The sequence below is a fragment of the Streptomyces sp. NPDC042638 genome (assembly GCF_040647235.1).
In the GTDB taxonomy this organism is placed as follows: domain Bacteria; phylum Actinomycetota; class Actinomycetes; order Streptomycetales; family Streptomycetaceae; genus Streptomyces; species Streptomyces rameus.
Genome location: NZ_JBEZBT010000001.1, coordinates 1 through 12387 on the forward strand (window position 1 = coordinate 1; position 12387 = coordinate 12387).

Below are 12387 nucleotides of genomic sequence, written 5' to 3' on the forward strand. Positions count from 1 at the left end.
ACCTGACGCCGCGAGGCCGCCCTCCGGGCGACGACGGGAATTTTCAGACAGGCCCTAGTGCGCCACGCGTTGTCGCCCTGGGCACGAGACCGGAGGTGGTCCACCATGGATTTCGGGTTCAGCGAAGAGGACGAGGAGTTCCGTGCCGAGGCCCGCTCCTGGCTGGCGGCCAACGCCGGCCCCGTGACGGACAGGCGCACCTGGGAACGCACCCTCGGTGCCGCCGGCTGGATCGGGCTCGGCTGGCCCGAGGCCGGTTACGGCAACCGCACCGCCACCCTGACCCAGCAGGTCGTCTGGGCCGAGGAGTACGCCCGCTCGGGAGCGCCCCCGCGCTCCGGGCACATCGGTGAGAACCTCCTCGCCCCCACCCTCGTCGCCCACGGTGACGCGGAGCAGAAGCGGCGCTTCCTGCCGCCCGTCGCGGCGGGCGAGGAGCTGTGGTGCCAGGGCTACAGCGAACCGGGCGCCGGGTCGGACCTGGCCGGGGTGCGGACGGCCGCGGTGCGCGAGGGGGCGCACTACCGGATCAGCGGGCAGAAGACCTGGACGTCGCTCGCCCACGAGGCCGACTGGTGCTTCGTGCTGGCCCGCACCGACCCGCAGGCACACCGGCACCGCGGACTGAGCTTCCTGCTCGTGCCCATGGACCAGCCAGGCCGGATCGAGGTGCGGCCCATCCGGCAGCTGACCGGCACGAGCGACTTCAACGAGGTCTTCTTCGACGGGGCATGCGCACGCGTGGAGCACGTCGTCGGCGGAGAGGGACAGGGCTGGCGGGTGGCGATGAGCCTGCTCGGCTTCGAGCGCGGGGTGTCGACGCTGGCCCAGCAGATCGGGTTCGCCGCCGAACTGGCCGGGATCGTCGAAACGGCCGTCGACTCCGGAGCCGTCGGGGATCCGGTCCTGCGCGCCCGGCTCGTGCGGCAGTGGGCCGAACTGCGCGCCATGCGCTGGAACGCCCTGCGCACCCTCGGCGGCAGGGGCGACCCGGGCGCGCCCAGCGTGGCCAAACTGCTGTGGGCGAACTGGCACCAGCGGCTGGGCGAGCTGGCCGTCCAGACCAGGGGCGCGGGCGCGGCCACCGGGCCCGTGGACTGGTCGGCGTCGGCGCCGTACGAGATCGACGCGGACCAGCACCTGTTCCTGTTCAGCCGGGCCGACACCGTCTACGGCGGCTCGGACCAGATCCAGCGCACGATCATCGCCGAGCGCGTGCTCGGCCTGCCGGGAGAGCCGAAGGGGGCCGTGTGATGCGCGGTGTCGTGTTCGACGGCAGACAGGTCCGGGTCGTCGACGACCTGGCCGTCCGGGAGCCGGGGCCGGGCGAGGTGCTGGTCGCGGTCGCGGCGGCCGGACTGTGCCACAGCGATCTGTCGGTGGTGGACGGCACCATCCCGTTCCCGGTACCGGTGGTGCTGGGCCATGAGGGTGCCGGGGTCGTGGAGGCGGTGGGCGCGGGCGTCACCCATGTCGCCCCCGGTGACCACGTGGCCATGTCCACGCTCGCCAACTGCGGGACGTGCGCGGAGTGCGACCGGGGCCGGCCGACCATGTGCAGGCAGGCGATCGGGCGCCCGGGGAAGCCCTTCACGCGGGGCACGGCGCCGGTGTACCAGTTCGCGGCCAACTCGGCCTTCGCGGAACGTACGGTCGTCAGGGCCGTGCAGGCGGTGCGGATCCCCGAGGACATCCCGCTGACGTCCGCCGCGCTGATCGGGTGCGGGGTGCTGACCGGGGTCGGCGCGGTGCTCAACCGGGCGCGGGTGGACCGCGGGGACAGCGTCGTCGTCATCGGCACGGGCGGGATCGGGCTGAACGTCATCCAGGGCGCACGGCTCGCGGGCGCACTCGGCATCGTGGCCGTGGACGCCAATCCGGCCAAGGAGGCGGTGGCCCGGCAGTTCGGCGCGACCCACTTCCTGACGTCGGTGGAGGGCGTCCGGGACATCCTGCCGACCGGCGCCGACCACGTCTTCGAGTGCGTGGGGCGGGTGGAGCTGATCCGGCGGGCGGTCGACCTGCTCGACCGGCGCGGCCAGGCGATCCTGCTCGGCGTGCCCCCGGCCACGGCCGAGGCGTCCTTCCTGGTCTCCTCCCTCTTCCTGGACAAGGCGATCCTCGGCTGCCGGTACGGCTCCGCACGCCCCCAGCGGGACATCGCCCTGTACGCCGGGCTGTACCGGCAAGGACGCCTGCTGCTGGACGAGTTGGTGTCGGCCGTCTATCCGGTGGAGGACTTCGAGAAGGCCCGGACGGACGCGGAGGCGGGCCGGGTGGCACGGGCGGTGCTCACGTTCTGAGGTGCCGTCAGGGCCGGTGGGGAAGTTTTCCACAGGGCGGGAAAAGGGGTCGGCAGTTGTCGGTGGCGACCCCTACCGTCGGGGCATGAGCTACCGCGACATCGTCTCCCGGCGGGTCCTGACCTGGGCCCTGGTGGCCGTCGGCGCCCGCATGCCGGTGGCCATGGCCCCGCTGGCCCTGGTCTTCCTGGTGCGTGAGCGCCCCGGCGGCTACACCCTGGGCGCGACCCTCGCCGCCGCCTACGTCATCGGCGAGATCGCCGGCGCCCCGGTGCTCGGCATGCGTCTGGACCCCCGCCGGGCACGTCCCCAGCTGGCCGCCGGTCTCGTCGCGGGCGCCCTCGGCTTCACCGGCCTCGGCGCGTTCCCCGGCGCTCCCGCCCCGGTGCTCGCCGCGTTCGCCTTCGTCGCCGGAGCCGGTCCCGCCGCGGCGCCCGGCGGGCTGCGCGCGCTGCTCACCTCCCTGGTCCCGGGGCACGCGGCGGCCCAGGCGCTGTCCGCCGAGTCGATGCTCACCTTCGGCGTCTGGGCCGTCTCCCCGGCGGCCGTCACCGGCCTCGCCCTCGGCGTCGCCCCGAACCTCCCGCTGCTGCTCGAAGCCGCCCTGATGGCGTCGTCCGCCGTGGGCCTGTGGCTGCTGCCGGCCGGCTGGGCGGCGGACGGGCAGGACGGGCAGGACGGGCGGGGCGGGTCGAGGCTGCGCGTGCTGGCCCGCGCCTGGCCGGTCTACGTCACGGGCGCGGCCAGCCTGTCGTTGCTGGCCCTCGCCGAACTCGTGCTGCCCGCCCTGCTCGAACAGCGCGGCTTCGGCGTGGGCTGGGCCGGCCCGCTGCTGACGGTGATGTCGGTGGCCTCCGCCGCCGGCGCCTTCGTGTACGGCCTGCGGACCTGGCCGGGCCGGCTGCGCACCCGCAGCGTGGTCCTGATGGCGGGGATGTCGGCCGCGGTGACCCTGCTCGCCCTGATACCCGCCGCGCCGGGCATGGCGGTGGCGCTGGCCATGGCCGGGCTGCTCCAGTCGGGCGCGATGCTCACCCGCAACCTGTCCCTGCGCGAGGTGCTGCCGCCGCACGCCCTGGCCGCCGGTTACTCGGTCATGTACGCCGCCGTGGGTGCCGGTTACGCGGCGACGGGCACCCTCGCCGGTGCCCTGCTGCCGCTCGTCGCGCCCTCGACGGCGATCCTCGCGGGCGTGGCCCTGACCCTGCTGCTGACGTCGGTCGGCTGGTGGGGTGAGATACGCGCCGGCCGGTCAGCGCGGGGCGCCGGCGCCCTCGGGCCGCTCGACGCCGCCACCGGCCCGGAAGGTGCGGCGGTACGCGGTGGGCGTGACCCCGAGCGCCGTCTGTAGGTGCTGGCGCATCGACTGGGCCGTGCCGAAGCCCGACTCCCGGGCCACCTGGTCCATCGGCAGTCCGGTGGACTCCAGCAGCTGCCGGGCGCGCTCCACACGCTGCTGGGTGAGCCACTGGCCGGGACTGACGCCGGTCTCCTCGCGGAAGCGGCGGGTGAAGGTGCGCACCGACATGGACTCCTGCGCGGCCATGTCCCGCAGCTGGATCGGCTCGTGCAGCCGGCCCAGCGCCCAGGCGCGGGCGGCGGTCGTCGTGGCCAGCTGGGGGTCGGGGACCGGGCGGTGGATGTACTGGGCCTGGCCGCCGTCGCGGTGGGGCGGTACGACGGTGTGGCGGGCCACGTCGTTGGCGACGGCCGTGCCGAAGTCGCGGCGCACCATGTGCAGGCACAGGTCGACGCCGGCGGCGACACCGGCCGAGGTCAGCACGTCACCGTCGTCGATGAACAGCACGTCCGCGTCCACCCTGACCTTCGGGAACATCCGCTGGAAGCGTTCGGCGTCGGCCCAGTGCGTGGTCGCCGGGCGGCCGTCCAGGCGGCCGGCGGCGGCGAGGACGTAGACGCCGGTGCAGATGGAGGCGAGCCGGGTGCCGGGGCGGATGAGGGCGAAGGCGGCGGCCAGCTCGTCGGTGAGCCGGCCCTCGTCGTACAGCGGACCGGCTTCGTACGACGCGGGGACGATCACCGTGTCGGCCGTGGCCAGTACCTCGGGGCCGTGGGCGGTGTGCACGGCGAAGTCGGCGTCCGTCTCGACCATGCCGGGCGGCCGGGCCGAGCAGGTCACGACCTCGTACAGATACCGGCCCGACGCGTCCCGCGGCCGGCCGAAGATGCGGTGCGGTATGCCCAGTTCGAAGGGCAGCAGTCCGTCCAGGGCGAGGACGGCGACCCGGTGCGGCCGGAACTCCCCAGCGTTCGCCATGGCCCGATCATAGCGAAGTATGACTTCCGGGCCACTCGATGCACGGGCATGCGGAGCGGAGGCTGGGGGACGTGACCCAGAGAACCGCAGCCGCAGCCCCGTTCAAGGCCCCGCCCGGCCGGCACCACCGCGTGCACCGCGCCTGGTTCGTCGCCGCCGTCACGTTCGTCACGATCACCGGCGCGGCGGCCTTCCGCTCCCTGCCCGGCCTGTTCATCGACCCGCTGCACCAGGAGTTCGGCTGGTCGCGCGGCACGATCGGCGCGGCCGTCTCCGTCAACCTCGCCCTCTACGGCCTCACCGCGCCGTTCGCCGCCGCGCTGATGGACCGTTTCGGCGTCCGCCGGGTGGTGGCCGTCGCGCTCACCGTGATCGCGCTCGGCTCCGGCCTGACCGTGTGGATGACGGCGGCCTGGCAGCTGCTGCTGTGCTGGGGCTTGCTGGTGGGACTCGGCACCGGTTCCATGGCGCTGGCGTTCGCCGCGACGGTCACCAACCGCTGGTTCACCGAGCGGCGCGGCCTGGTCACCGGCATCCTCACCGCCGCCTCCGCCTCCGGCCAGCTGATCTTCCTGCCCCTGCTGTCCTGGGTCGTCGAGCGGCACGGCTGGCGTCCCGCCGCGGTCACGGTGGCCCTGACCGCGCTGGCCGTGGTCCCCTTCGTCTGGCTCCTGCTGCGCGACCACCCGGCCGACGTGGGCGTGGCGCCGTACGGGGCGCGGGAGTTCGTGCCCAAACCGCCGCCCGTCTCCGGTGCCGCCCGGCGCACGCTGGCCGTGCTGTCCTCCTCCGTCCGTACGGGTACCTTCTGGCTGCTCGCCGGCGCCTTCGCGATCTGCGGCGCGTCCACCAACGGGCTGGTGCAGACCCACTTCGTGCCCGCCGAGCACGACCACGGCATGCCCGTGACGACGGCGGCCTCGCTGCTCGCGGTCATCGGCGTGTTCGACGTCGTCGGCACGGTCGCCTCCGGCTGGTTCACCGACCGCTTCGAGCCGCGCCGCCTGCTCGCCGTCTACTACGCCCTGCGCGGTCTGTCCCTGCTCTTCCTGCCGATGCTGCTGGGGCCGGCCGTCCACCCGCCGATGCTCTTCTTCATCGTCTTCTACGGCCTCGACTGGGTGGCCACCGTGCCGCCCACCCTGGCCCTGTGCCGCGAGCAGTTCGGCGCGGACAGCGCGATCGTCTTCGGCTGGGTGCTCGCCTCCCACCAGGTCGGCGCGGCCGTCGTCGCCTATCTCGGCGGTGCCGCCCGGGACGTCTTCGGCTCCTACGACGTCGTCTGGTACGCCGCCGGCACGCTGTGCGCGGCAGCGGCCCTGATGTCCCTGGTCGTGCGCCGCCCCGCCCCGGCCCCCCTGGTGCCGGCCGTACCGTGACCCGGTGCCCGCCCCCCCCCGGTGCCCGCGCCGGCCGGCGGGCTCAGCCGTCGGCGAGCCGGGCGAACCGCCCCCGGTGGAAGAGCAGCGGCTCCCGCGGCCCGTCCGCGCCGAGGGCGTCCACCCGCCCGACGACGATGAGGTGGTCGCCCCCGGTGTGCACGGCGTGGACGGAGCAGTCGATCCAGGCGGCGGCACCGGCGAGCCGCGGCGACCCGGAGACGGGCGCGGGGTCGTACGCCACCCCCGTGAACTTGTCCGCGCCGCTCACCGCGAAGGCCCGGCACACCTCCTCCTGGCCGACGCCGAGCACGTTGACGCAGAAGACTCCGGCGCGGGCGATGCGGGGCCAGGTCGTGGACGCACGGCCCACCATGAAGCACACCAGGGGCGGTTCGAGGGAGAGGGAGGAGAAGGACTGGCAGGCGAACCCGGCGGGCCCCGGCTCCCCGTCGGCCCCGGGCGCCGTGATCACGGTGACCCCGCTGGCGAAGGCCCCCAGCACCCGTCGGAACTCCGCCTGCGCCACCGGCGCCCGCTCGTCCTCGCGCACGCACCGCAACTCGGGCCGTGGCAGCGCTTCGACGGGCCCGTCCCCCAGATACCGGACGGCGAAGGCCGCCGCTCCTGCGTGTCCCATCATCGCCCCATTGAACATGACGGCCCATCAGGTAACAAGCCCCGGCGGCCGGCCGGTTCCGGTACGACGCCCCCGCCGCCGAGGCCCGTCCGCCGCTCCGGCCGAGGCGTCACCGCCCCGCTCCGGCCGAGGCCCGTACGCCCGCTCCGGCCGAGGCGTCACCGCCCCGCTCCGGTCGGGCGTCACCGCCCGCGGAACCCCGGCTCCCTGCGTTCCGTGAACGCCCGCAGCCCCTCCCGGGCGTCCTCGGTGGTCATGTTGATCTCCTGGGCCCAGGACTCCGCGGCGAAGGCGGACGCGCGGTCGGTGTCGAGCGAGGTGTTCACCAGCTGCTTGGCCAGGGCGAGGGCCCGGGTGGGGCCGGCGGCCAGGCGGGCCGCCCACTCGCGGGCCGTCCTGTCCAGCCCGGTGTCCGCGACGACCCGGTTGACCAGGCCCAGCCGTTCCGCCTCCGCCGCCGGTACCGCGTCGCCGAGGAACATCAGTTCCTTCGCCCGCTGCGGACCGATCAGCCGGGGGAGGAGATAGGCGCCGGCGGCGTCCGGGACGAGTCCGCGGCGCACGAACACCTCGATGAAGCGGGCCGACTCCGCGGCCAGCACCAGGTCGCAGGCGAACGCCAGGTGCGCGCCCAGCCCGGCGGCCGTGCCGTTCACGGCGGCGAGGACCGGCTTCTCGCAGTCCAGCACGGCGGCGATCAGGCGCTGGGCGCCCAGGCGCAGCACCCGGGACACATCCCCCGCGATCCGTTCGCCGGCTGCGGAAGCCCCTCTGAGATCGGCTCCCGCGCAGAAGGCGCGGCCGGTGCCGGTGAGGACCACCGCCCGGATCTCCGGGTCCGCGGACGCCGCGCCCAGCAGGGCGACGAGGCGGTCGCGCATGGCCGGCGTCAGGGCGTTCAGGGACGCGGGGCGGTCCAGGGTGACGTACGAGACGTGGTCGCGCAGGTCGTGGCGGACGTCCGTCATCGGCACACCACCAGCGCGTCCAGCGCCACCGCGCCCTGCCCGCGGGGCAGCACCATCAGCGGGTTGATGTCCAGCTCGGCGATCCGGCCGCCCAGTTCCATCGACATGCGCTGGACCCGCAGGACGACCTCCACCAGCGCGTCCGCGTCGGCCGGCGGGCGGCCCCGGACCCCGTCCAGCAGGGCCCTGCCGCGCAGCTCGCCGAGCATGGCGCGGGCCTGGTCCTCGCCGAACGGCGGGACGCGGACGGCCACGTCGCGCAGCACCTCCACCAGCACCCCGCCGAGCCCGACCGTCACCGTCGGCCCGAAGAGGTCGTCGTGACCGACGCCGACCACCATCTCCACGCCCTGCTCGACCATCTGGCACACCAGGACGCCGTCCAGCCCCACGCCCTCGTAACGGGCGATGTCGGTCAGCTCCCGGTACGCGTCCCTGACCTGGCTCGCCGAGGTCAGGCCGATCTTCACCAGGCCCAGTTCGGTCTTGTGGGCGATCTGTGCGCCGGACGCCTTCATCACCACCGGATAGCCCACCTGCCCGGCCGCCCGCACGGCCGCCGCCGCGCTGGTCACCAGCTGCTCGCGCGGCACCCGGATGCCGTACGCCCGCAGCAGCTGCTTGGCCGCGTGCTCGCTGAGCTGCCGGCCGGGCTGCAGCAGGGCCTCGGCCTTGCGGAAGGAGGGGGACAGGGTGCGCGGGGCGTCGTCGAAGGGGGAGCGGTAGTCACCGACGAAGCGGTGGTGGTCCAGCCAGGCGCGGACGGCGGTCAGGCAGTTGCCGACGGTCCGGAAGGTGGCCACGCGGGAGGAGCCGAGCAGCACCTCCCGGTACGCCGGCTCGGTGCCGGCCGGCGAGCCCCACACCACGCACACCAGCTTGTCCGTCTCCTCGGCGGCCTCGACCAGGTCCCGCACGAGCCGGTCGCTGAGCGGCGGGAAGGGCCCGGTGACCGGGCACAGCAGCACGCCGACGTCCGGGTCGGCGAGGATCGCGTCGATGATCTTCCGGCCGCGCCGGTCACCCACCGGGTGGCCGCCGTTGTCCACCGGGTTGGCCACGCTCAGGTACTCCGGTATCCACTGGTGCAGCTCGGCCTGCTTGGCCGGTGACAGCCTCGGCAGCCGCAGCCCGGCCCCGGTGGCCAGGTCGGCGACGTGCGCGCCGGTGCCGCCCGAGATGGAGCAGACGACCACACCGTCGGCCAGCGGGGGCCTGGCCCGCGCCAGCAGGGCGGCGGTGTCCTGCAGCTCGTCCAGCGCGTCGACGCGGATCACGCCGTACTGCCGCATGGCCGCGTCCACCACGTCGTCGGCGCCGGTGAGCTTGCCGGTGTGCGAGGCCGCCGTGCGGGCGCCGGCCTCGGTGCGGCCCACCTTCACGGCGACCACCGGCACCCCCCGGCGGGCGGCGCGGTCCGCGGCCAGCAGGAAGGCGCGGCCGTCCTTCAGCCCCTCCACATAGGCGGCGATGGCGCCGACCTCGGGCTGTTCGGCGAACCAGGAGAGGAAGTCGGCGGTCTCCAGGTCGGCCTCGTTGCCGGTGGGCGCCCAGTGCGAGAGCCGGATGCCCAGTTCCTGCAGGGCGAAGACGGGCCGCCCCTGGTGCCCGGACTGGGTGATCAGCGCGATGGCCGGTCCCGGCAGGTCCTCGCGGAACCGCTCGAAGGCGTTGAGGTTGGTGTTCGGGCCGAGCAGCCGCAGCCCCGAGCGGCGTACCGCCTCGGCCAGCCGCTCCTGGGCCTCGGCGCCCGCGGGGCCGGTCTCGGCGAACCCGGAGGCGAAGGCGACCGCGAACCTCGCCTTGGCCTCGGCGAGTTCGCCGATCACCGGCAGCGGGTCGGCGACCAGGAGCACGGCGAGGTCCACCTGTTCGGGCAGCCCGGCGACGGAGGTGACGCAGGGCAGACCGAACACGGACGGCCGGGTGGGGTGCACCGGGTGCACCCGCGCCCCGACCCGGCCGGCCCAGTCGAGCAACTGGCGGGTGATCCCGGTGTTCGGCCGTCCCTCGGCGTCCGAGGCGCCGATGACGGCGACGGACTCGGGCCGGAAGAAACGGGTGAGGTCGGGTACGTCGGCGTGCAGCGGGCGCCCGCTGACATCGAGGTCCTCCACCCGGTCGTGCACCGCGGGGCCGGGCCGCTGTCCGCCGCAGGCGACGACCCGGGCCCGGCGGGAGTCGGTGGTGAGGGTGCCGTGGGTCGATCCGAGCATCGTTCCGCCCGCCTCCTCTGAGACAGCCACCAGCAACTGACGCTGTGTCAGATTACTGAACTGACGAAGCGTCAGGAACTGGTCGGGGCAGCAAAGTTACCGCCGGGTGGGAAACCGGTGGCCTCCCGGGGTGTGATACCCCCCGGCTACCGGGTGCGAAAACCCTTCGCCACGGCCCGCGCGATGCGCCCCGCGTCGATCGCCAGCTCGCGCAGCATCCCGCTGATGGGATTGGTGAACCCGGTGAAGTACAGGCCGGGCGCCCGCGCGGACGTACGGCCGCCGTGCGCGACCGGCCGGCCCCGCTCGTCCAGCACCCCGAGATGCCCGACGAGCCCCTCCAGCGCGCGGACGTACCCGGTCGCCGCGATCACCGCGTCGGGCGAGATCCGGCTGCCGTCGGCGAGGACCACCTTGCCGTCCTCGAACGACTCCACGGCGGCCACGATCTCCACCCTGCCCTTGCGTACCGCGTCGATCAGACCGACGTCCTGGACCGGGATCGCGCCCTGCCGCGCCCTGCTGTAGAGACCGGTGTCCGGACGCGGCAGCCCGTGCGCGGACAGGTCCGGCGTGCTGAGCCGCCCCACCGGCCCGGCGAGCCGGTCCACGAGCCGCACCGGCAGCCGCCGCACCAGCACCCCCGTGTACTGGGCCGCCCAGCCGAGAGTCGACCGGCGCAGGATGTGCGGCGCCGTGCGCACCGCCAGCCGCACCCGCGCGGCCCCGCCCTCCACCAGGTCCACGGCGATCTCCGCGCCCGTGTTGCCGATCCCGACGACGAGCACGTCACGGCCGTGGTACGGCCCGGCGTCGCGGTAGGCGCCGGCGTGCAGCAGCTCACCGCCGTACTCCTCGCGGCCCGGCCAGTCGGGCAGCAGCGGGGTGTGGTTGAAGCCGGTGGCGACGACCACCGCGCTGCCGGTCAGCTCCCGGCCGCCGGAGGCGTGCAGCAGCCACCCGGTGCCGTCCCCGGTCCGCTCGACGCGGTGCACCTCCACCCCGGTGACGATCTCCAGCTCGTGGTGCTCGGCGTACTTCTCCAGGTACCGCACCACGTCGTCCCGGGACACCCAGCGGCCGAACCTGCGGGGTATGCGCAGGCCCGGCAGCGCGGACAGCCGCCGGGTGGTGTGCAGGCGCAGGCGGTCGTAGTGGCCGCGCCAGGAGGCGCCCACCCGGTCGGACCGCTCCAGGACGACGGCCCGTACGCCGCGTGCCCGCAGCGCGTGGGCGGCGGCGAGGCCGCCCGGGCCGGCGCCGATCACATAGACCGGGCGGTCGGCGGGAGTCGCCGAGAGGTGTACGGAAGAGGGACGGGAGACGGCCATGAGCGGGAGCGTAATCACACACCGGGTTGATGGGTCTCGGTCAAGACCGGAATTGGTTGCGGATTGATCACGTGTGTACGGGAAGGGTGCGCCTCCCGTGGATGCGCGAAGCGCCCTCCGCGGCCGGCGCGACGCCTCCGGCTCCGCAACCTCGTCCACCCCCGCGGGCCCCCGGCGGGCGAACCCTGCCGCACCCCTCGGCAGAGCGGCGGATCTGACGTACCGTCAGATCCATGGACGCGATATGGCTGGACGGCGCTCAGTGGCTGGCGGTGCTGCGCATCGGCCTCGGTCTGTGGTGGCTGGAGAGCTGGCGGCACAAGGACAAGAAGGCCTGGTTCGGGCGCGGGAGCGGCATCGCCTGGGCGGCGGACGTGGCGGCGCGGCACCGGTGGGCGGCCGTGCGGTCGGGCTTCGAGACGGTGGTGAAACCCCACCCGAAGACGATGGCGTACGTCGTCGCCTACGCCGAACTGTCCCTGGGGCTCGGTCTGATCCTCGGCTTCCTCACCCCGGTCGCGCTGGTGGCCGGTCTCCTCCTCAACGCGATCTACTTCGTGCTCATGATCCACGACTGGGCGGAGCAGGGCCAGAACTCGATGATGGCCCTGATCTCCCTGGTCGGGTTCTTCGGCATGGCCTGGCAGACCTGGTCGCTGGACGCGTGGCTGGGGTGGTTCTGATGGACGCGGCACGCCACGACCTCCCGGAACCCGACGCCCTCACCCGCCCCTACTGGGAGGCGGCCACGCGGGGCCGGCTGCTGATCCGCCGCTGCGGGACGTGCGGCCGGGCCCACCACTACCCCCGGGAGTTCTGCCCGCGCTGCTGGAGCGAGGAGGTGACCTGGGAGGAGGCCGGCGGCCGGGCCACGCTCTACACGTGGTCCACGGTCCACCGCAACGACCTCCCCCCGTTCGCCGGCCGCACCCCCTACCTGGCCGCCGTGGTCGACCTGGCCGAGGGACCACGCATGATGACGGAACTCGTGGACTGCCCCGAGGACGCCGTGCGGGCCGGGATGCGGCTGGAGGTGACGTTCCGGGACGGCATCCCGGTGTTCCGGCCGCGGCCGGACGGGCCGCACGGCGGCGGACAGGTGCCCGGCCGGCCGGGCACCGGCCCGGCGACGACCTCCCGCGGTGACGGGGTCCCGCCGGGTGCCCCGAGGTGATCCGGCCCTCCGGCCCTCCCGCTCGGGCGGGGCCCCACGGCAGGGCCCCACGGCAGGGCCCCACGGCAGGGCCCCACGGCAGGGCCCCACGGCAGGGC

At 74.6% G+C, this 12387-nt stretch carries 11 protein-coding genes; 6 read left to right on the plus strand and 5 right to left on the minus strand.

Going from position 1 to position 12387, the window contains the following annotated elements; genetic code table 11:
• Positions 1–105 precede the first annotated feature (105 nt).
• From AB0B40_RS00005 to AB0B40_RS00015, 3 genes are all read left to right on the plus strand, one after another.
• A complete protein-coding gene (locus AB0B40_RS00005) occupies positions 106–1254 on the plus strand; it encodes an acyl-CoA dehydrogenase family protein (RefSeq protein WP_362261613.1) in 1149 nt (382 codons plus the stop codon).
• Positions 1254–2303 (plus strand): Zn-dependent alcohol dehydrogenase, encoded by a 1050-nt coding sequence (locus AB0B40_RS00010; RefSeq protein ID WP_345051167.1) that lies wholly within the window; start codon positions 1254–1256, stop codon positions 2301–2303. The genes AB0B40_RS00005 and AB0B40_RS00010 overlap by 1 nt, the downstream gene beginning before the upstream one ends.
• Positions 2304–2388: 85 nt before the next feature.
• The gene (locus AB0B40_RS00015) at positions 2389–3654 is read left to right on the plus strand and encodes an MFS transporter (protein WP_345051165.1); all 1266 of its coding nucleotides are present in this window, start codon (positions 2389–2391) and stop codon (positions 3652–3654) included.
• On the opposite strand, the gene AB0B40_RS00020 is transcribed toward AB0B40_RS00015, so the two are convergent.
• Complete coding sequence (locus AB0B40_RS00020) at positions 3556–4581, minus strand: helix-turn-helix domain-containing protein (protein WP_345051162.1); 1026 nt, start codon at positions 4579–4581, stop codon at positions 3556–3558. The genes AB0B40_RS00015 and AB0B40_RS00020 overlap by 99 nt on opposite strands.
• A gap of 71 nt (positions 4582–4652) precedes the next feature.
• On the opposite strand from AB0B40_RS00020, the gene AB0B40_RS00025 reads away from it, so the two are divergent.
• The gene (locus AB0B40_RS00025) at positions 4653–5960 is read left to right on the plus strand and encodes an MFS transporter (RefSeq protein WP_345051160.1); all 1308 of its coding nucleotides are present in this window, start codon (positions 4653–4655) and stop codon (positions 5958–5960) included.
• A gap of 43 nt (positions 5961–6003) precedes the next feature.
• Here the strand turns inward: AB0B40_RS00025 and AB0B40_RS00030 are convergent, their stop codons facing one another.
• From AB0B40_RS00030 to AB0B40_RS00045, 4 genes are all read right to left on the minus strand, one after another.
• Complete coding sequence (locus AB0B40_RS00030) at positions 6004–6600, minus strand: flavin reductase family protein (protein ID WP_362262030.1); 597 nt, start codon at positions 6598–6600, stop codon at positions 6004–6006.
• Positions 6601–6782: 182 nt separating this feature from the next.
• Positions 6783–7568 (minus strand): enoyl-CoA hydratase-related protein, encoded by a 786-nt coding sequence (locus tag AB0B40_RS00035; protein WP_362261619.1) that lies wholly within the window; start codon positions 7566–7568, stop codon positions 6783–6785.
• Entirely contained in the window at positions 7565–9784 is a 2220-nt protein-coding gene (locus tag AB0B40_RS00040) for an acetate--CoA ligase family protein (RefSeq protein ID WP_362261622.1), read from the minus strand. Before AB0B40_RS00040 ends, AB0B40_RS00035 begins: the two co-directional genes overlap by 4 nt.
• Before the next feature lie 146 nt (positions 9785–9930).
• Positions 9931–11115, minus strand: coding sequence for an NAD(P)/FAD-dependent oxidoreductase (locus tag AB0B40_RS00045; RefSeq protein WP_362261625.1), 1185 nt, complete (start codon positions 11113–11115; stop codon positions 9931–9933).
• Between the two features lie 233 nt (positions 11116–11348).
• Between AB0B40_RS00045 and AB0B40_RS00050 the strand changes: the two genes are divergently transcribed.
• Positions 11349–11798, plus strand: coding sequence for a DoxX family membrane protein (locus tag AB0B40_RS00050; RefSeq protein ID WP_345051150.1), 450 nt, complete (start codon positions 11349–11351; stop codon positions 11796–11798).
• On the plus strand, positions 11798–12289 hold the full coding sequence (locus AB0B40_RS00055; protein ID WP_345051147.1) for a Zn-ribbon domain-containing OB-fold protein: 492 nt from the start codon (positions 11798–11800) through the stop codon (positions 12287–12289). Before AB0B40_RS00050 ends, AB0B40_RS00055 begins: the two co-directional genes overlap by 1 nt.
• Positions 12290–12387: the final 98 nt, after the last annotated feature.

What these genes read in the sequence shown, in the direction of transcription:
- AB0B40_RS00005 (WP_362261613.1), top strand. Translation starts at nt 106, where the DNA reads ATGGATTTCGGGTTCAGCGAAGAGGACGAGGAGTTCCGTGCCGAGGCC.
- AB0B40_RS00010 (WP_345051167.1), top strand. Translation starts at nt 1,254, where the DNA reads ATGCGCGGTGTCGTGTTCGACGGCAGACAGGTCCGGGTCGTCGACGAC.
- AB0B40_RS00015 (WP_345051165.1), top strand. Translation starts at nt 2,389, where the DNA reads ATGAGCTACCGCGACATCGTCTCCCGGCGGGTCCTGACCTGGGCCCTG.
- AB0B40_RS00020 (WP_345051162.1), bottom strand. Translation starts at nt 4,581, where the DNA reads ATGGCGAACGCTGGGGAGTTCCGGCCGCACCGGGTCGCCGTCCTCGCC.
- AB0B40_RS00030 (WP_362262030.1), bottom strand. Translation starts at nt 6,600, where the DNA reads ATGGGACACGCAGGAGCGGCGGCCTTCGCCGTCCGGTATCTGGGGGAC.
- AB0B40_RS00035 (WP_362261619.1), bottom strand. Translation starts at nt 7,568, where the DNA reads ATGACGGACGTCCGCCACGACCTGCGCGACCACGTCTCGTACGTCACC.
- AB0B40_RS00040 (WP_362261622.1), bottom strand. Translation starts at nt 9,784, where the DNA reads ATGCTCGGATCGACCCACGGCACCCTCACCACCGACTCCCGCCGGGCC.
- AB0B40_RS00045 (WP_362261625.1), bottom strand. Translation starts at nt 11,115, where the DNA reads ATGGCCGTCTCCCGTCCCTCTTCCGTACACCTCTCGGCGACTCCCGCC.
- AB0B40_RS00050 (WP_345051150.1), top strand. Translation starts at nt 11,349, where the DNA reads ATGGACGCGATATGGCTGGACGGCGCTCAGTGGCTGGCGGTGCTGCGC.
- AB0B40_RS00055 (WP_345051147.1), top strand. Translation starts at nt 11,798, where the DNA reads ATGGACGCGGCACGCCACGACCTCCCGGAACCCGACGCCCTCACCCGC.